This window comes from Cryptosporangium aurantiacum, from assembly GCF_900143005.1.
In the GTDB taxonomy this organism is placed as follows: domain Bacteria; phylum Actinomycetota; class Actinomycetes; order Mycobacteriales; family Cryptosporangiaceae; genus Cryptosporangium; species Cryptosporangium aurantiacum.
Genome location: NZ_FRCS01000012.1, coordinates 92,790 through 110,927, shown reverse-complemented (window position 1 = coordinate 110,927; position 18,138 = coordinate 92,790). Strand labels below are relative to the sequence as shown.

Genomic DNA, 18,138 nt, shown 5'->3' with positions numbered 1-18,138 from the left:
GATATCGCGTCAGTTGAAGGGGCGCAGCGGGAGGCCGCGGACGACGAAGCGGTACTCGCGCCCGTCACGGAGCTCGGGGGCGTGCCACCGCACTACGTAGCGGTGGTCGGCGGACGCTTCGCCGGCGTAGCGCACCTCCAGGGCGCAGGACGAGTCGTCGACGAGCGTCTGCCAGGCATTTTCGCCGGACGGTGTCCACTCGACGTGGACGATCGGCTGGTTCCAGGTGAGATCGCCCGGCGCGGCGTCGTACCAGCCCTGCTCCCAGTAGGCGTCCTGCTCGGCGGTGACGTCGATGAAGCGGGCGGGTCCGGCGGGGCGGGCTGCCCCCGGTGCGGTGGTGCCGCTGGGGGACGGCCAGTACTGGTGGGCCCGCAGGTCGAACGTCCGCTCCTCGATGATCTCGCTCACCACCGCCCCGGGCCGCACCGAAGAAGCCAGCGACGCCGCGTGCGCCGCCAGGAACGCGTTCGTCTGCGGCCCGTAGAGCGTGTGGCCACCCTCGTAGTGCTGCCGGGCATACTCCTCGGACGTCGTGCAGTATCCGGCGTACTCGTTGGCCACCGAGGACACGATTACGTCGTCGGCGCCCGAAGACGCGGCCACCGCAGACGCGACCCGGCGCCCGGCGTCCACCGTGATTTCGAACGGCGCGCCGACCAGCAGGGCGGAACCGATCCGCAGGACCTGCACCGGGAGGACCCGCGGGAATCGCCGCAGCGGCATCACCACCGGCTGCAACCAGCGGGAGCCGATCACCCACTTCGCCCCGTGCGGGTCGGCAGGCTTGTGCGGCTTCGGTACCCCGGCGCGGAACGGCGGGATGCGGTGGACGACCGGCGTCTCGTTCTCGTACGCGCCGGCGATCAGCGCGGCCCCGAGCGCCGGACGCGCCGGGAGCGTCACCCCTTCGATCGAGCTCGACGCCGACAGGTCGACCTCCCGTAGCCCGGCACCCAGTTCGACGTCTTCGCGCAGCGACGCGCCCAGAGACTCGTGCAGAGCAGCGGCGGCGGCCCCGATCCCACGCCCGACCCGCGCCGCCTCGACGTCACCCGCGCGCCCCGGACGCAGGGCCGGTGCGACGTCCGCGTGCGTCCCCTGGAGCGCTCCGACGATCGGTTCCGGGCCGAGCCGCTCCTGCAGCTCCTCGTAGACGTACGCCCAGAGGTCGGCGTTGTAGACGCTGTTGCGCATCGGGATCCCGGTCCCGTGCACTCCGAACACCACCAGCGCCGCCAGCGAACCACCGCCCAGCGCGTCCACGCGGAGCAGGCTCAGCCGCGGGTCCACCGACGCGTAGGTCCGCTGCGCGGCGATCCGCCGGTCGACCCGATCCTCGTTCCGGACGTGTGCGGCCAGCGACCGGTTCCGGGTCAGCCCCCAGACCTCGGTCGAGCCCAGCGCCAACCGCGCGGGCTGCCGCGACGCCACGGCGCGTTTCACCCCGGCGCTGACCTCCTCGACCAGGAAATTCGTCCAGGCCGGGTCGAAGCCCGGCCGGTTCGACGCGAAGCCGTTGTAGAGGTCGGTGCCGAGGAACTGTCCCGGCGCGCCGTGCGTGTGGGTGGCGCCGATGAACAGCCCGGCCAGCGGGACGTCGGTCTCGGCGCGGATCGCGGACGCGACCAGCCGCTGGACCACCGCGGATCCGCCGAGCAGATCGCACTGGACGATCGCCACCGACGCGGTGCCCGCCCGCAGGTGCAGGATGCGGGCGCGCAACCGCCCGCGGAACCCGATGCCGGTGCGGGCGTTGCGGGAGTAGCCGGCCTTGGGAAGGCCCGGTGGCGGTGTCAGGTCGACCTCGGCAGCACCGGCCAGAAGCCCGGAGACCGGCTCCAACGGCTCTGGTGGTGGGGACGCCACCGTGAACGCGGCACGGGACGTAGCGGCGGTCAGAAACGGCTCCAGCGCCTGTGTCACGGGGCCAGCCTGCCCTACCGACCCGATACCTGAGAGCTAGTTCGGGTTGGCTCTCGACGCCGATTCGATCCAGGGCCCGGATCCCTAGGTTCGGAAGTGTCAAAACCGAGAGAGGACAGGCCGATGAGCGCGCCGACGATCACGCAGCACGTGGAGACCCCGCCCGCCCCGTACGAGCCCCGGCAGCCGCCCGCGACCAACCCGATCCTCGGCGCCTGGGACGAGCTGACCTGGCGCTCGGCCGGCTACCTGATGCTCGGACTGTTCACCGGTGTCCTCGGGCTGGCTACGTTCATCGTCGTGGTCGTGGTCGGCGCGACGTTCTCCGCGCTGATCATCGGCGTCCCGGTGCTGCTGGCCTGCCTCGCGGTCAGCCGCGGATTCGCCGAGATCGAGCGGCGTCGCGCCGGGATCATCCTGGGCACCGCGGTGCCGGTTCCGTATCCGCTGGTCAGCGGCGGGTACCTGCGGCGGATCGGGCAGTGGCTGGCGGCGCCGTCGACCTGGCGCGACCTGGCCCACCACCTGTTCGTGTTCCCGGTGACGCTGTTCAGCGCGATCGTGGCCCTCACGTTCTGGGGCGCCGCGCTGGGCTCGATGAGCTTCTGGGCCTGGTACTGGTCGATGCCGAACGACACGATCTACGTGTTCGGCGACTGGAACGACAACCCGTTCGCCGTGGACAGCTTCGCGTCGGCCATGCCGTGGGTCGGCGTCGGGCTCGTGCTGCTGTGGGTCTCCGGCTGGGTGACCAAGGGCCTCGCCCGGATGAGCGCCGCGTACACCGAGTTCCTGCTCGGCCCGAGCCAGAGCGGCCGCTGATCGGCGCGCGGCAGAGCGTCCGCACAAAGCTGGTAGGGAAAGCCGAAGGACCCCGGCACCACGCCGGGGTCCTTCGTCGTGCGGGGGTCAGCTGCCGATGCGCTGGTCGCCCTTCGGGCGCCAGGTGACGACGACGGCCGGGCGGGCGTACTGGCCGTCGGGCCAGACGCTCTTCGGCGTGTCGAGCGTCGCACCCTCGAGCTCACCCGGGTGCTGCACCGCGATGAACACGCTCTTCTGGTCCGGCGTGATGAACGGGCCGCAGGTCTCGGCGCCCTTCGGCACGGTCAGGAACTGCTTGACGTGACCGGCCTCCGAACCGCTGACCGGCGTCGCGAACAGGCCGTCGTTCGACCCGAGCGCGTTGCCGTCGGTGGAGATCCAGAGGTTGCCCGCCTTGTCGAACGCGACGTTGTCCGGGCAGGAGATCGGGCTGACCTTGGTCTTGTCGTAGCCCGCGAAGTACGTCGAGGCGTCCTTCGGGTCGCCGCAGACGATCGGCAGCGCCCAGGTGAACGACTCGGCGGCCGCGTCGTTGTGCTTCTCGGAGATCGTGAGGATGTGCCCGTGCCTGTTGCTGTTGCGCGGGTTGGCCTCGTCGGCGGGGGCCGCACCGGTCGCGCCGCGGTTCGAGTTGTTCGTCAGCGCGACGTAGACCTTGCCGTCGACCGGGTTGCGCTCGATGTCCTCGGGGCGGTCCATCTTGGTCGCGCCGACCTTGTCGGCGGCCAGCCGGGTGTTGATCAGCACCTGCTCGACGGTGAAGCCCTCTACCAGCGACTCGTTGCCGCGCACCAGCGGAATCCAGGTGCCGGTGCCGTCGAACGCGCCGTCGGCGGGCAGCTTGCCGGTGCCGTCGATCTCGGCGGCCGGGCTGTCGCCGGAGAACTTCCCGACGTAGAGCGTCCCGGAGTCGAGCAGCGTCATGTTGTGCTTGGTGTCGCCGCGCCGGACCTTCTTGTCCGAGACGAACTTGTAGATGTAGTCGAACCGCTCGTCGTCGCCCAGGTAGACGACCGCGTGACCGTCGTTGGAGATCGTCGGGCCGCCACCCTCGTGCTTGAAGCGGCCGAGCGCGGTGCGCTTGCGCGGAATCGAGTTCTTGTCGAACGGGTCGAGCTCGACGATCCAGCCGAAGCGGTTCGCCTCGTGCGGGTGCTTGGAGAGGTCGAAGCGCTCGTCGACGAGGTCCCAGCGGCGGTTGCCGGACGGCACGGCCGCGGTGATGTCGATGCCGTAGCGCTTGAGCGCCGGCTGCTCCGCGGCGGGGGCGCCGTTGCCGCCGACGAAGTACTGGTTGAAGTTCTCCTCGCCGCTCAGCACGGTGCCCCACGGCGTGAGACCGCCCGCGCAGTTGTTCAGCGTGCCGAGGACGACGGTTCCGGTCGGGTCGGCCTTGGTCTTGAGCAGGTCGGAGCCTGCCGCCGGCCCGGTGAGCAGGAACTTGGACGACGCGGTGAGCCGGCGGTTGTAGCGCTTGCCCTTCTTGACCGGGCGGTACTGGCCGGTGTCGCCGACCCGCTCCAGCTCGACCACCGAGAGCCCGTGCGCGGCCATCGCGATCTTCTTGTGCTCGGCCGTGGTGTCGGCGACCGACTTCACGCCCGGGAACATCAGCTCCTCGTTCGTGTACTCGTGGTTGACCACCAGCAGGGCGCGCTCGCCGTGCCGGTCGAGCGGGATCACCGCGACGTAGTCGTTGTTGTAACCGAACTGCTGCGCCTGAGCGGCCGCGGTCTGCTTCTTGACGTCGAACGCCGGCGCGCCGGGCAGGACCGGCTCACCCCAGCGGATGACGACGCTGCTCTTGTACCCGGACGGGATCGTCACCGCGTCGGCGGTGTTCGGGGCGACCGGGGTGAACGTGAGGGCGCCCTTGGGCGTCCGCGGGGCCGCCGGGGTGGCGGCCGCGGCCAGCTCGGTGCCCACGCCGCTCAGGACGCCACCCGCGGCGACCGCACCCGCACCGAGCGCGGACAGACGCAGCAGCCCGCGGCGGGAGAGCCGAGCCGCGACCGCTCCGGCGACGATGTCGCCGAAGTACTCGTTCTCGCTCTCGTTGGGTGCCGGGTGCGCGCACGCGTTGCCGCAGCGGTAGAGGCAGGTCATCGCCGACCGGCCGGGTTTGTGGTCGGCCAGCGGGAGGACCCGACGATGTTCAGGGGCGAGCGTCACAGGAACTCCTGAGGTATCGGCGATACGAGGGAAGCACCGCGAACCTAGGGAAGCTCCGTGAGCAGTCCCTGCTCCTTAGGTGAACAGCAGGTGGACACGCCCTGTTCAGGCCGTGTGGACCACCGAAAACAGCTCGGCGAATCGGTCCGCGGGCAGGCCGGCGCGGGTGGCGTTTGCCCGATTCCACTCCTCGACCCTGGCCCGCATGTCGTCCAGGTCGCCGGGGAGCTGACTGACGTGCTCGCGTAAAGCGTTGAGCTTCTGCTCGAACACGTCGGTGATGTCGACCGCGTAGTCGGCGGTGGGGGTGCCGGTGAACCACATCTCGCGGACGGTCCACGGCTCCAGGCCCTCGTCCCGGAGCAGCGTCGGGTGGGCGAACGGGTTGCGGGCGTCCGGGTAGACCGCGTCGTACGTCGCCTCGCCGATCCGGGCGTGGTCGCCGTGCGCTGCGGCCACGCGTGCCCAGTCGCGGACCGGTGAGGTCGTGACGACCCGGTCGGGGCGGATGCGGCGGATCTGCCGTGCGATGTCCCGGCGCAGGTCGTTCGTGACGTAGAGGGCGCCGTCCGGGTAGCCGAGGAACGTGACGTCGGTGACGCCGAGGACCGCGGCGGCGGCCCGTTGCTCGGCCTCCCGGATGCCCGTCATCTGATCACGGGGCGTGTCGTCGAAGCCGCCCGCGTCGCCGCTGGTGGCGATGGTATAGGCGACCTCGATGCCGGCCTTCGTCCAGGCGGCGACGGTGCCGCCGGAACTGAAGTCGACGTCGTCGGGATGAGCGGTGACGACGAGAACACGCTGGACGTCGTCGAGGGGGCGAGGGGAGGGCGGGAAACTCACGCTCAATCGTAGGCAGGTCGTCCGCCGAACCGCTTTTTAGAGGGGGCCCCTACCCGCGCGGAGGAGCAGCATCGCGAGCTGGGCCCCGTCGGTGCCGAGCGCGGCGCGGAACTTGTCGACGATCTTCTGCTCGCGGGCGAGGACGAGCCGGGTGCCCCCCGCGGCCATCCGGGCGACCCCCACCTGGCGGCTGAGCTCGGCGCGTTCGCGCCAGATCCGGATCAGCTCGGCGTCCGCGGCGTCGATGCGTTCCCGCAACGCGTCGATCTCGGCGTTCGACTGTTCGGTGGTCGGTGCAGTCATGGCGTGCTCTCCGTATCTCGGGTGGGCGCCCGGCTCCGGGGGCACACAAAAACGCCCCGGGGCCGGGCCCCGGGGCGTCGAAGTGGTCTGGGGTTCAGACGACGATGACGGCTGCCGGATGCCCGGAGCCGTAAAAAAATCGTGCCGTCAGTCGAACCACGGGAGAAGTGTGACACGTGTGCCGCCGTTCGGCCAACGGCGCTCACTATGTGGACGCCGATGAGCGCACCGAACTGTCGGCGGGCGGGAGTAGTGTCGCTGGGCGATGAGCACCCTCTTCGACCTCCCCAGCGCAGGCCGCGAACCGGGCCAAGAGCCGGCCTCCGGAGTACCCGCTTCCCGGCGGCCCGTCCGCCTCGCCGTCGACCCTGCCACGCTGCTCGAGGGGCTCAACGACCAGCAGCGCGCCGCGGTCGTCCACGAGGGCACGCCGCTGCTGATCGTGGCCGGTGCCGGGTCGGGCAAGACCCGCGTGCTCACCCACCGGGTGGCGTGGATCCTCGCCCACCGCGGCGCCCAGCCCGGCGAGATCCTCGCGATCACGTTCACGAACAAGGCCGCGGGTGAGATGAAGGAGCGGGTCACCGAACTGGTGGGTCCGCGCGCCCGGTCGATGTGGGTCTCGACGTTCCACTCGGCCTGTATCCGCATCCTGCGCGCCGAGGCGAAGACCGCCGGGCTGAAGTCGCAGTTCTCGATCTACGACGCCGACGACTCCCGGCGGCTGATGACGCTCGTGTGCCGCGAGCTCGACCTCGACCCGAAGCGGTACCCGGCCCGTTCGCTGCTGGCTCAGGTCAGCAACCTCAAGAACGAACTGGTGGACGAGGAGACGTTCGCGTCCAGGGCGTCGGGCACCGCCGAGCGGATGCTGTCGGAGGCCTACACGCTCTACCAGCGGCGCCTGCGTGAGGCCCAAGCGCTCGACTTCGACGACATCATCATGACCACGGTCAACCTGCTCAAGGCGTTCCCGGCGGTGGCCGAGCACTACCGGCGGCGCTTTCGGCACGTGCTGGTCGACGAGTACCAGGACACGAACCACGCGCAGTACGAGCTGATCCGCGAGCTGGTGGGCACCGACGCGGAAGGCGACCCGCCACCCGGGGAGCTGTGCGTCGTCGGTGACGCCGACCAGTCGATCTACGCGTTCCGCGGCGCGAGCATCCGGAACATCCTCGAGTTCGAGCGTGACTATCCGCAGGCCACCACGATCCTGCTGGAGCAGAACTACCGGTCGACGCAGACGATCCTGTCCGCGGCGAACGCCGTGATCGCGCGGAACCCCGATCGGCGGCCGAAGAACCTCTGGTCACAGGCGGGCGACGGGCACCCGCTCACCGCGTACGTGGCCGACAACGAGCACGACGAGGCGGCCTGGGTGGCCGGTGAGGTCGACCGGCTCACCGACTCCGGGGCGCAGCGGCCCGGCGACGTCGCGGTGTTCTACCGGACGAACGCCCAGTCCCGGGTGTTCGAAGAAGTGTTCATCCGGGTCGGGCTGCCGTACAAGGTCGTCGGTGGCGTCCGCTTCTACGAGCGCAAAGAGGTCCGCGACGCGCTCGCGTACCTCCGGGCGATCGCCAACCCGGACGACACGGTGAGCGTCCGGCGCATCCTGAACACGCCCCGGCGAGGCATCGGCGACCGGGCGGAGGCCTGCGTCGAGGCGCTGTCCTCCCGTGAGCGCATCGGGTTCGGTGCGGCGCTGGAGCGAGCCGGAGAGGCGCCGGGCATCGGCAGCCGGGCGGTGAAGGCGATCGGTGAGTTCACCGCGCTGATGTCGGCGCTGCGCACGTTGGCCGAGACCGAGCCGCCGAGCATCGTCCTGGAGGCCGTGCTGACCCGCACCGGCTACCTGGCCGAGCTGGAGGAGAGCAACGACCCGCAGGACGAGGGCCGGGTCGAGAACCTGCAGGAGCTGGTGAGCGTCGCCCGGGAGTTCGAGGAGCGGGCGGCGGCCACCGAGACCGAGGCGGGCCTGATCGAGTTCCTCGAGCAGGTCGCGCTGGTGGCCGACGCCGACAGCATCCCGCCCGCCCCGGACGACGCCGAGGGCGCCGACCAGGCAGCGCAGCAGGGGCAGGTCACGCTGATGACGCTGCACACCGCCAAGGGCCTGGAGTTCCCGGTGGTGTTCCTGACCGGGCTGGAGGACGGGGTGTTCCCTCACCTGCGGTCGTTGGGCGACCCGAAGGAGCTGGAGGAGGAGCGTCGGCTGGCCTACGTCGGCATCACCCGGGCGCGGCAGCGCCTGTACCTGTCGCGGGCGATCACCCGGAGCGCGTGGGGGCAGCCGCAGTACAACCCGCCGTCCCGGTTCCTCGACGAGGTGCCGACCGGGCTGCTGAGCTGGGAGCGGCAGGCGCCGGCGCCGAAGGAGACGCTCTCGAAGTGGAGCGGCACCGGGTCGGCGCAGGAGCGGCTCGCACAGCAGTACGCCTCGTCGGCGAGGCCGGGCGCGCGCGGTGGAGCAGGCAACCGTCCGGCGATCTCGCTGGAGCTCGGCGACCGGGTCACCCACGATGCGCACGGGCTGGGGCGGGTCGTGGAGATGCGCGGTGAGGGCGACCGGGCGCAGGCGTGCGTCGACTTCGGCGACGGCAAGGGCCGCTGGTTTCTCCTCCGCTACGCCCCCCTCGAAAAACTGTGAGGGCGGCTCCAGGTCCGTACCTGAAAGATGCGCGGCAGGCGCATCTTTCAGGCGGCCTGCTCGTTTGCTGAGTAGAGCGGCTTGGGACAACACGCGTCACAGGGATCCTTTTTCACCACGAAGTGGTCCCCCGAAAGGGTGGTGTGGCGCCCGCTGTCCCGATAGGATCGAACACATGTTCGAACGATGGGTTCGCGGTCGGCAGCGGCGAGGGCGGTGCGGGATGAGCGGTATTTGCTCCCAGAACGACATGGTGGTCGTCCCTCGGAAGCCGGGTCGGCATCGGCGGCCGGGGCCCGGTGCGGTGCTGCGTGCCCGCTTCCGGCCGACGGTGGCCACGCCCCGAGCAAAGGCTTCGGTGGAGCGAGTGGTGGGGCCCGGGGCCTACGTCATCGGCCCGTACCGCCCCGGCGCGTCAGAGGCTGGTGTTGACGCCCGTCATCGAGACGTCGTGGTCCTCGAGCCAAGCCAGCGGGTCGCTGGGGACGTCGTCGATGCGGACCTCGAAGTGGCAGTGGGGCCCGGTCGAGGCGCCGGTGCTGCCGACCTTCGCGATCAGGTCGCCGGCTTCGACGTGGTCGCCGACCGAGACGGTCAGCTCTGAGTTGTGCCCGTAGCGGGTCGTGATGCCGTCGCCGTGGTCGATGATCACGATCTGGCCGTAGCCGCCGTACCACCCGGAGCGGATCACGGTGCCCGCGCTGGCGGCCTTCACCGGCGAGCCGTAGCCGGAGGCGATGTCGATGCCGTAGTGGAACGTGCCCCAGCGTGCGGCGAAGAGCGAACTCAGCGGCCCGCCCGCGGGTCGAACCCAGACCGGGAGCTGTTCGGGGTCGGAGACGCCGCTGCGCTTCTGCGATCGGGAGGCACGAGGGTCACCGCTGCGGGTCTCTGCCTGCGTGGTGTTGCCCGCATCAGCGGATTGGCCGGAGAGCTTGTCGGCGTCGACGTGCTGGCCGAGAGCCGCGGATGCGGAGACCGTGTCCGTCGACGGCAATGCCGAACCGACCGCCAACGCGGCGACACTGACGCCGACAACGGCAGTGGTGACCGCCATCGCGTATCCGGCGCGTGGTGCTGTCGGCGCGCGATGGCGTCCGACGTGTCGGACATTCCCGCTCTCTTGCACTAACTGCCTTTCGACGGCCTACCTGCTCCCTTCCTCAATCACGTGTGACACCCGAGAAGTGTTCACTTCGGCGCCGGGTGGCGCCGACGGATCGAGGCCCGGAGGTTGGTCGTTGTCGGCATGCCGACCCGACACAGGGCGTTACGGTAGCCAGCCCCCGGCGGCAGACACAAGAATGGCATACGAACCCGTGGCTTTCCGCCCCTGGAATCCCTTTTATTCGCTCCGAAATCGCTGCTATCAGTAGCCGGGGTAGCACCATTCGTTATCAAGCGTTTCCCTGAAGCGCTTTTGTTAACCGCCACAGAGTGGTGAATAGTCCGCGATAAGGGACGTACCCGCGAGCCTTAAACCCGCCTAAAGAAGGTGTGGGTCACGCTTACGGGAGGAGGGTGGGTGTTCCTCCGTACGGTGGATCTGCGGACGACGTCCGGATTATCGTTACGGTGGGTTACCACCGCCGGGTCTCGAACCGTTCGTACGGAGGGGTCGGGCGCACCCCTCGAACGCCCGACCCCGACCGCCCGTCCGACCGATGTCAGTGGGCGGTCGTGGGGAACAACGCGTGGCCCGCCGTGGGGTAACGGGGGCTGGTGTGTCGAACGAGGCTCACGCGCAAAAAGATGCGCGTCCGGTTACGGCGGGCCGCGTCGAGGCCCCGGTGTCGCCCGCCACGCCCGGGCCCCTGCCCGCGGCCGGCCGCGCGGCGGTCGACGTCACACCGGCCTACGGAACCCCCGCTGCAACGCGTGTGACCTGGTGGCTTCCCGGTACCGGCCGGACACGAGATGTTCTTATCGTCGTGCTTGTGAGGTAACACACCGACGCGGAGACGCACAGGGCGTGTCGCCACCGATAGCCTGCCGCAAGAGGGTGTCGGATACCCGTCATCTCCGGACGTCGTGTCACTTGCCGGTCCATCCGGCTCGGCGTGCAGGGTCAACCGCGGCTCGCGCTGCGGACGGCCCGACGCACCGGGCCCCGGCCCGGCTGCATCGGCCGCAGCGGCATCTCCTGCCGCCGGCACCGCGACGACGGGTCTGCCTCCGACATCCGTGCGACGAGGCAGCGACGACGGGTCGAGCGGCGGCTCCGACCCGCGTCGAAACGAGCGAGGACGGACGCGGCAGTGGATCTGTTCGAATATCAGGCGAGGGACATCTTCGCCAAGCACGGGGTTCCGGTCCTGGCGGGCTCGGTAGCCGACACTCCCGCGGAGGCTCGTGCCATCGCGGAGAAGGTCGGCCGCCAGGTGGTCGTCAAGGCGCAGGTCAAGGTCGGCGGCCGCGGTAAGGCCGGTGGCGTCAAGCTCGCCGAGAACCCGGACGAGGCGGAGGCGCGAGCCACCGACATCCTCGGGATGGACATCAAGGGCCACATCGCCCACCGCGTGCTGGTCGCCGAGGCGAGCGACATCGAGGAGGAGTACTACTTCTCCTTCCTGCTCGACCGCGCCAACCGCACGTTCCTCGCGATGGCCAGCCGTGAGGGTGGCGTCGAGATCGAGCAGGTCGCGGTCGAGAACCCGGACGCGCTCGCGAAGATCTCGGTCAGCGCCGTGGACGGCGTCGACGCCGCGAAGGCTCGCGAGATCCTGGTCGCCGGCAAGTTCCCCGAGGAAGTGCTCGACGAGGCCAGCGCGGCTGTCGTAGCGCTGTGGGACGTCTTCATCAAGGAGGACGCCACGCTCGTCGAGGTGAACCCGCTGGTCAAGGCCCCTGGTGGTCGGATCATCGCGCTCGACGGCAAGGTCACGTTCGACAGCAACGCCGACTTCCGGCAGCCGAGCCACGACGAGCTCGAGGACGTCTCCGCGGTCGACCCGCTGGAGCAGGCCGCGAAGGCCAAGGGCCTCAACTACGTCAAGCTCGACGGCGAGGTCGGCATCATCGGTAACGGTGCCGGGCTGGTCATGTCGACGCTCGACGTCGTCGCGTACGCGGGTGAGGAGTTCGGTGGCAAGAAGCCGGCCAACTTCCTCGACATCGGCGGCGGCGCATCCGCCGAGGTGATGGCGAACGGCCTGGAGATCATCCTCTCCGACCCGTCGGTCAAGAGCGTGTTCGTCAACGTCTTCGGCGGCATCACCGCGTGCGACGCGGTCGCCAACGGCATCGTGCAGGCGCTCAAGCTGCTCGCCGAGCGCGGCGACGAGGTCAACAAGCCGCTGGTCGTGCGGTTGGACGGCAACAACGCCGAGCTGGGTCGGCAGATCCTCACCGAGGCGAACCACCCGCTGGTCGAGCAGGTGGACACGATGGATGGCGCCGCCCGTCGCGCCGCTGAGCTGGCTGCGAAGTAAGGGACCGCGAGATGTCGATCTTCCTGACCGAGAAGAGCAAGGTCATCGTCCAGGGCATGACCGGGTCGGAGGGGCGCAAGCACACCCAGCGCATGCTCCGCTCGGGCACCCAGATCGTGGGCGGCGTCAACCCGAAGAAGGCCGGCACGTCGGTCGACTTCGAAGACGGTGTGTCGGTGCCGGTGTTCGGCAGCGTCGCGGAGGCGATCAAGGAGACCGGCGCCGACGTCAGCGTCATCTTCGTGCCGCCGGCGGGTGCGAAGGCCGCGATCATCGAGGCCGTCGACGCGAACATCGGCCTGGCCGTCGTCATCACCGAGGGCATCCCGGTGCACGACACGACCTGGGCCTGGGACTACGCGCAGAAGAAGCGCGCCGAGGGCGGCCAGACGCGGATCATCGGCCCGAACTGCCCGGGTCTGATCTCTCCCGGGGCGTCCAACGCGGGCATCATCCCGGCCGACATCACGAAGTCCGGCAAGATCGGGCTGGTCAGCAAGTCCGGCACGCTGACCTACCAGATGATGTACGAGCTGCGGGACATCGGTTTCTCGACCGCGGTCGGCATCGGTGGTGACCCGGTCATCGGCACCACGCACATCGACTGCCTCGAGGCGTTCGAGCAGGACCCCGAGACCACGGCGATCGTCATGATCGGCGAGATCGGTGGCGACGCGGAGGAGCGGGCAGCGGCCTACATCTCCGAGCACGTCACGAAGCCGGTCGTCGCGTACGTCGCGGGCTTCACCGCCCCCGAGGGCAAGACGATGGGCCACGCCGGCGCGATCATCTCCGGCTCGGCCGGTACCGCGCAGGCGAAGAAGGAGGCCCTGGAGGCCGTCGGCGTCAAGGTCGGCAAGACGCCGTCCGAGACCGCCCGTCTGATGCGCGAGATCGTCACCGCCTGAGCACTTGCGTTACCGCCGGGCCCCGCTTCGCGCGGGGCCCGGTGTCGTTTCCGCCCACATGTGCCCTGCCGGCCCTTCCTGTCCCATGCGGACGCCCGGCAGCAGCGAGCCGTCCCGATTCGGGGGCTCTGGCGCAGGCTGAGAGGCCGGTTTCGCGCGGGCGGGCACCGCGCGGCGCGTAACGACACGCCGGGGGCGCGAATCGTCCCGCGTGGTATTCGCCTGTCACAGTAAGACCGTGTCCCCCGGCGCTCCCTCCTCCTCCGGCCGGGTAGCGCTGCCCGCGGCCGCGATCACCACCGCCGGGTGGGCTGCGCTGGTCGTCCTTGGTCCGATGGCGGGGATCGCGCTCACGGTCTGGGTCGCCGAGAACCGCTCGGGCGCGCCGGGCGGTGACGCGCTGCGGCTCGCCGCCGACGGGTGGCTGCTCGCGCACGGCGTCCGGCTGCAGACGACGACCGGGCCGATCGGGCTGGTTCCGCTGGTGCTCAGTGCGCTGGTGGTGCGTCAGCTCTACCGTGCCGGCCGGAACAGCGCGCTCGCGACCGGAGCGGCGTCCTGGCTCGCGGTGGTGCGGGTCGCGATCGCGGTGGGCATCGCGTACGGCTTCCTCGGCACGGTCGCGGCGCTCTTCGGGGCCACGTCCGCGGTGCGGGCCGACCCCGCGTCGGCCGGGATCGTGACCGGCCTCGTCGCCGCGCTCGGGGCGGGCTGGGGTGCCGCCCGTACTGCCGGACTCGGCGCGGTGGTGGCGTTCCGGCTCCCGGACGTCGTCCGCCGAGGCCTCACCGCAGGGGCGGTGGCCGCCGCGGCCGTGCTCACCGCCGGGGTGATCGCCGCCGGCGCGCAGATCGTCGTGACCCAGAAGGAGTTCCGGGAGCTCTTCGCCTCGCTGGGTGCGGGCGTCGTCGGTGGGACCGCGATCGTCGCGCTGTGCGTCCTGTACGCGCCGACCGCCGCCGTGTGGGCCACCGCGTACCTAATCGGCCCGGGGTTCGCGGTGGGGACCGGGACGGCGGTGGACGCCAGCACCGTGCAGCTCGCGCCGCTGCCCTCGTTTCCGCTGCTCGCCGCGGTGCCGACTGGTCCGGCGTCGGCGATGATGAGTCTGGCGCTGGCTGCTCCGCTGATCGCGGGGCTGCTCGCGGGTGCGGTGACCGCGCGTCCGGGCGGTGGTGAGCCGGACGCCCAACCCGAGCTGCCGCGCTGGCGGATCGCGCTCGGCGGCGCGCTGATCGCCGGGCCGGTGGCAGGCGTGCTGGTCGGGTTCGCGGCGGCCGCGGCGCGTGGGCCGCTGGGCAGCGGACGCCTGGCCCTGCTCGGCCCGTCGCCGTGGCACGTCGGGATCGTGCTGGCGGTCGAGGTCGCGGTCGCCGCACTGGTCGGCGCCACCGTGGCACGGACGATGGCGTCCTGGGCCGCCTGGTCGGCCGGCCGTCGCTGGACGCCGGAGGGTGAGCCCACGCGGTCCTGGACCGACCGTCTGCCGCCGGGACTCCGCCGTCTCGGCAACGCCCTGCTGGCCGGTCCGGCTCCGGCACCGCGTCCGGAGCGGGTGGCTGCGCCGCGGACGCCACCCGACGCCGAACCCGGCGCAGCGGCCACCGAGCCACCCCGCCGAGCCAACGAGCGCTAGCCGGTCCCCGCGCGCGGCCGCCCACGCCCGCGTCCGGCGGCCAGGCTCACGTCGGGGCAGGCCCGCGCCCGCGGGCCAGGCCGCGCGCGCGGCCCGGGCCCGCGCGGGGCTGCGGCGCTGCCGGGTGCCGGGCCCGAGGGCCGGACGGGTTAGGCTCGTGACGTCGCCGGAGACAGGCCAGGAGGCCAGAGGTTAGGAGCGTCGTGACCGCCCGAGTCGTGGTCCTCGTATCGGGGTCCGGAACCACGCTGCAGGCGTTGTTGGACGCCGCTTCCGACCCGGCATACGGAGCCTCGATCGTCGCGGTCGGCGCCGATCGGCACGGCATCGAGGGGCTGACCCGCGCGGAGAAGGTCGACGTGCCGACGTTCGTCTGCCAGGTCACCGACTACCCGGCCCGCACCGAGTGGGACGCCGCGCTCACCGAGGCCGTCGCCGCCCACGAACCGCACCTGGTGGTCTCCGCCGGGTTCATGAAGCTCGTCGGCCCGGAGTTCCTCGATCGCTTCGGCGGCCGCATGGTCAACAGCCACCCGGCGCTGCTGCCGTCGTTCCCGGGCATGCACGGTCCGCGCGACGCGCTCGAGTACGGCGTCAAGGTCACCGGCTGCACGTTGTTCTTCGTCGACGGCGGTGTGGACACCGGCCCGATCATCGACCAGCGCGTGGTCCCGGTACTGGCCACCGACGACGTGAACCAACTGCACGAGCGCATCAAGGTCGCCGAGCGCGAGATGCTCGTCGACTCGATCGGCCGGCTGGCTCGTGAGGGCTGGACCGTCACTGGAAGGAAGGTCTCGATCCCATGACGCAGGCGCAGCCCGACCGGAAGCCCATCCGGCGCGCGTTGATCAGCGTGTATGACAAGACGGGGATCGAGGAGCTGGCCGTCGGGCTGGCCGAGCTCGGCGTCGAGATCGTGTCCACCGGCTCCACCGCCGCGCGTATCGCTGCCGCCGGTGTGAAGGTCACCCAGGTCTCCGAGGTCACCGGTTTCCCGGAGACGCTGGACGGCCGGGTCAAGACCCTGCACCCGCACGTCCACGCCGGCCTGCTGGCCGACCTGCGCAACCCGGCACACGTTCAGCAGCTCGCCGAACTCGACATCGCCCCGTTCGAGCTGGTGATCTCGAACCTCTACCCGTTCCGGGAGACCGTCGCGTCCGGGGCCGGCCACGACGAGGTCGTCGAGCAGATCGACATCGGCGGCCCGTCGATGGTGCGCGCCGCCGCGAAGAACCACGCCAACGTCGCGATCGTCGTCGAGCCGGCCGCGTACCCGCTGGTGCTGGAGGCGGCGAAGGCAGGTGGCTTCGACCTGACGACCCGCCGTCAGCTCGCCGCGCGCGCGTTCGCCCACACCGCCGCGTACGACGTCGCGGTCGCCGGCTGGACCGCGCGCGAGCTGGTCGAGGAGACCGGTGACTACCGCTGGCCCGCGTTCGCGGGTATCGCGCTGGAGCGGGCCGAGGTGCTGCGGTACGGCGAGAACCCGCACCAGGCCGCCGCGCTCTACGTCGACCACGACGCGGTGCCCGGCATCGCGCAGGCCGAGCAGCTGCACGGCAAGCCCATGTCCTACAACAACTACGTGGACGCGGATGCGGCGTACCGAGCCGCGTACGACTTCGCCGAGCCGACCGTCGCGATCATCAAGCACGCCAACCCGTGCGGGATCGCGTCGGCTGACGACATCGCCGAGGCGCACCGCAAGGCCCACGCGTGCGACCCGGTGAGCGCGTTCGGCGGCGTCATCGCGGTCAACCGGCCGGTCACCGTGACGATGGCCGAACAGGTCGCGGAGATCTTCACCGAGGTCGTGGTCGCGCCCTCGTACGAGGACGGTGCGGTCGAGATCCTGTCGAAGAAGCCGTCGATCCGGCTACTGACCTCTCCCGAGCGGGCCCGCGGTGGGATCGAGTTCCGGCAGGTGTCCGGCGGCGGGCTGGTGCAGACCGTCGACGCGGTCGACGCCCCGGGTGACGACGTGTCGGGCTGGAAGCTCGTCACCGGCGAGCCGGCGGACGCGGCGACCCTGGCCGACCTGCAGTTCGCTTGGCGGGCCGTCCGCGCGGTGAAGAGCAACGCGATCCTGCTGGCGTCCGATCGGGCCACGGTCGGCGTCGGGATGGGCCAGGTGAACCGGGTCGACTCGGCGCGGCTCGCGGTGTCGCGGGCCGGGGACCGTGCCGCCGGGTCGGTCGCGGCGTCGGACGCGTTCTTCCCGTTCCCGGACGGGCTCGAGGTGCTCACCGAGGCCGGGGTCAAGGCGATCGTCGAGCCCGGCGGCAGCGTCCGGGACGATCAGGTGATCGCCGCCGCCCAGGCAGCAGGCGTCGCCCTCTACTTCACCGGCACCCGCCACTTCTACCACTAGTGGGCGGCCCGCCCAGAACGACGCTGGCAGGCGAGCGCGAGGCCTTGAGTCACAGCTAGGACGCGGCGGCCTCGCGCTCGACTGCCAGCGCCGCCCTGGGCGGGCTCCACGTTCAGACAAACTATGGCGGGCGTCATAGCTGCACTTCGTGCAGCTGACACATCGGACGTGCGCCGTCAGCAATAGTGGACGGATGGGGTTCTTCACATCGGTCGCCGATGTCACCGATCGGCTCGCGGCAGTGGGCTACCTCGCGTCCAAAGCCGTCGCGACGACCGTTTTCCTCGCCGACCGGCTGGAGAAGCCGCTCCTCGTCGAAGGACCGGCGGGCGTGGGTAAGACCGAGCTGTCCAAGGCCGTCGCGGCGGCCACCGGCGCGCGGCTGGTCCGGCTGCAGTGCTACGAGGGCGTGGACGAGTCGCGCGCGCTCTACGAGTGGAACCACGCCAAGCAGCTGCTCCGCATCACCGCGGGCCAGGACGAGAGCTGGGAAGAGACCAAGGCGGACGTCTTCAGCGAGGAGTTCCTGCTCCCGCGTCCCCTGCTGACCGCGATCCAGGGTGACGAGCCGACCGTCCTGCTGATCGACGAGACCGACAAGGCCGACGTCGAGATCGAGGGCCTGCTGCTGGAGGTCCTCGGCGACTTCCAGATCACGGTGCCCGAGCTCGGCACGATCACCGCGTCCCGCTCGCCGTTCGTCGTCCTGACCTCGAACGCGACCAGGGAGCTGTCCGAGGCGCTGCGGCGTCGCTGCCTGTTCCTGCACATCGACTTCCCGGACGCCGAGCTGGAGGAGCGGATCGTCCGGCTCCGCGTCCCCGACCTGGACGAGGGCCTCGCGACCAGCGTCGTCCGGGTGGTCACGGCGCTGCGCTCGATGGAACTCCGCAAGGCGCCCTCGGTCGCCGAGACCATCGACTGGGCCCGGACGCTGCTCGCGCTCGGCGCGGACACGCTCGACGAGCAGGTCGTCCAGCAGAGCCTCGGCGTCCTGCTGAAGCACCAGGCGGACGTCGCGCACGCCACCAAGCGCCTGCGCCTGGACACGGTGCTGCGGTGAA

The 18,138-nt window shown here is 70.8% G+C and carries 13 protein-coding genes; 8 read left to right on the top strand and 5 right to left on the bottom strand.

What is annotated here, in order from left to right; genetic code table 11:
• Positions 1–9: 9 nt before the first annotated feature.
• Positions 10–1,926: a neutral/alkaline non-lysosomal ceramidase N-terminal domain-containing protein gene (locus BUB75_RS31935; RefSeq protein ID WP_073262236.1), complete on the bottom strand. Its 1,917-nt coding sequence runs from the start codon at positions 1,924–1,926 to the stop codon at positions 10–12.
• A 123-nt stretch (positions 1,927–2,049) separates the two neighbouring features.
• Here BUB75_RS31935 and BUB75_RS31930 point away from each other — a divergent pair, with 123 nt between their 5' ends.
• On the top strand, positions 2,050–2,748 hold the full coding sequence (locus BUB75_RS31930; RefSeq protein WP_073262234.1) for a sensor domain-containing protein: 699 nt from the start codon (positions 2,050–2,052) through the stop codon (positions 2,746–2,748).
• 87 nt (positions 2,749–2,835) lie between these two features.
• On the opposite strand, the gene BUB75_RS31925 is transcribed toward BUB75_RS31930, so the two are convergent.
• The 3 genes from BUB75_RS31925 to BUB75_RS31915 form a co-directional block, all read right to left on the bottom strand.
• Positions 2,836–4,857: an alkaline phosphatase PhoX gene (locus BUB75_RS31925; RefSeq protein ID WP_073262508.1), complete on the bottom strand. Its 2,022-nt coding sequence runs from the start codon at positions 4,855–4,857 to the stop codon at positions 2,836–2,838.
• A gap of 171 nt (positions 4,858–5,028) precedes the next feature.
• On the bottom strand, positions 5,029–5,766 hold the full coding sequence (locus BUB75_RS31920; RefSeq protein ID WP_143175527.1) for a PIG-L deacetylase family protein: 738 nt from the start codon (positions 5,764–5,766) through the stop codon (positions 5,029–5,031).
• Positions 5,767–5,802: 36 nt separating this feature from the next.
• A complete protein-coding gene (locus tag BUB75_RS31915) occupies positions 5,803–6,069 on the bottom strand; it encodes a chorismate mutase (protein ID WP_073262231.1) in 267 nt (88 codons plus the stop codon).
• Between the two features lie 265 nt (positions 6,070–6,334).
• On the opposite strand from BUB75_RS31915, the gene pcrA reads away from it, so the two are divergent.
• A complete protein-coding gene (gene pcrA / locus BUB75_RS31910) occupies positions 6,335–8,722 on the top strand; it encodes a DNA helicase PcrA (RefSeq protein WP_073262229.1) in 2,388 nt (795 codons plus the stop codon).
• A gap of 415 nt (positions 8,723–9,137) precedes the next feature.
• Here the strand turns inward: pcrA and BUB75_RS31905 are convergent, their stop codons facing one another.
• Positions 9,138–9,779, bottom strand: coding sequence for a M23 family metallopeptidase (locus BUB75_RS31905; RefSeq protein WP_073262227.1), 642 nt, complete (start codon positions 9,777–9,779; stop codon positions 9,138–9,140).
• 1,201 nt (positions 9,780–10,980) lie between these two features.
• On the opposite strand from BUB75_RS31905, the gene sucC reads away from it, so the two are divergent.
• The 6 genes from sucC to BUB75_RS31875 all read left to right on the top strand — a co-directional run bounded on the left by sucC (position 10,981) and on the right by BUB75_RS31875 (position 18,137).
• Positions 10,981–12,153 carry an ADP-forming succinate--CoA ligase subunit beta gene (gene sucC, locus BUB75_RS31900; RefSeq protein WP_073262225.1) on the top strand — a complete coding sequence of 391 codons (1,173 nt, stop codon included), beginning with the start codon at positions 10,981–10,983 and terminating at the stop codon, positions 12,151–12,153.
• 11 nt (positions 12,154–12,164) lie between these two features.
• Positions 12,165–13,061 carry a succinate--CoA ligase subunit alpha gene (sucD, locus tag BUB75_RS31895; protein ID WP_073262223.1) on the top strand — a complete coding sequence of 299 codons (897 nt, stop codon included), beginning with the start codon at positions 12,165–12,167 and terminating at the stop codon, positions 13,059–13,061.
• Positions 13,062–13,299: 238 nt separating this feature from the next.
• Positions 13,300–14,697 carry a cell division protein PerM gene (locus BUB75_RS31890; protein ID WP_073262221.1) on the top strand — a complete coding sequence of 466 codons (1,398 nt, stop codon included), beginning with the start codon at positions 13,300–13,302 and terminating at the stop codon, positions 14,695–14,697.
• Between the two features lie 203 nt (positions 14,698–14,900).
• On the top strand, positions 14,901–15,506 hold the full coding sequence (purN, locus tag BUB75_RS31885) for a phosphoribosylglycinamide formyltransferase (protein ID WP_073262219.1): 606 nt from the start codon (positions 14,901–14,903) through the stop codon (positions 15,504–15,506).
• Complete coding sequence (purH, locus tag BUB75_RS31880) at positions 15,503–17,074, top strand: bifunctional phosphoribosylaminoimidazolecarboxamide formyltransferase/IMP cyclohydrolase (protein WP_073262217.1); 1,572 nt, start codon at positions 15,503–15,505, stop codon at positions 17,072–17,074. Before purN ends, purH begins: the two co-directional genes overlap by 4 nt.
• Positions 17,075–17,267: 193 nt before the next feature.
• On the top strand, positions 17,268–18,137 hold the full coding sequence (locus BUB75_RS31875) for an AAA family ATPase (protein WP_073262215.1): 870 nt from the start codon (positions 17,268–17,270) through the stop codon (positions 18,135–18,137).
• The last annotated feature ends 1 nt before the right edge of the window (position 18,138 follow it).

Bases quoted from the DNA above. Each gene is read 5' to 3' on its own strand.
- BUB75_RS31930 (WP_073262234.1), top strand. From the start codon at position 2,050: ATGAGCGCGCCGACGATCACGCAGCACGTGGAGACCCCGCCCGCCCCG.
- BUB75_RS31925 (WP_073262508.1), bottom strand. From the start codon at position 4,857: ATGACCTGCCTCTACCGCTGCGGCAACGCGTGCGCGCACCCGGCACCC.
- BUB75_RS31915 (WP_073262231.1), bottom strand. From the start codon at position 6,069: ATGACTGCACCGACCACCGAACAGTCGAACGCCGAGATCGACGCGTTG.
- pcrA (WP_073262229.1), top strand. From the start codon at position 6,335: ATGAGCACCCTCTTCGACCTCCCCAGCGCAGGCCGCGAACCGGGCCAA.
- BUB75_RS31905 (WP_073262227.1), bottom strand. From the start codon at position 9,779: ATGGCGGTCACCACTGCCGTTGTCGGCGTCAGTGTCGCCGCGTTGGCG.
- sucD (WP_073262223.1), top strand. From the start codon at position 12,165: ATGTCGATCTTCCTGACCGAGAAGAGCAAGGTCATCGTCCAGGGCATG.
- purH (WP_073262217.1), top strand. From the start codon at position 15,503: ATGACGCAGGCGCAGCCCGACCGGAAGCCCATCCGGCGCGCGTTGATC.
- BUB75_RS31875 (WP_073262215.1), top strand. From the start codon at position 17,268: ATGGGGTTCTTCACATCGGTCGCCGATGTCACCGATCGGCTCGCGGCA.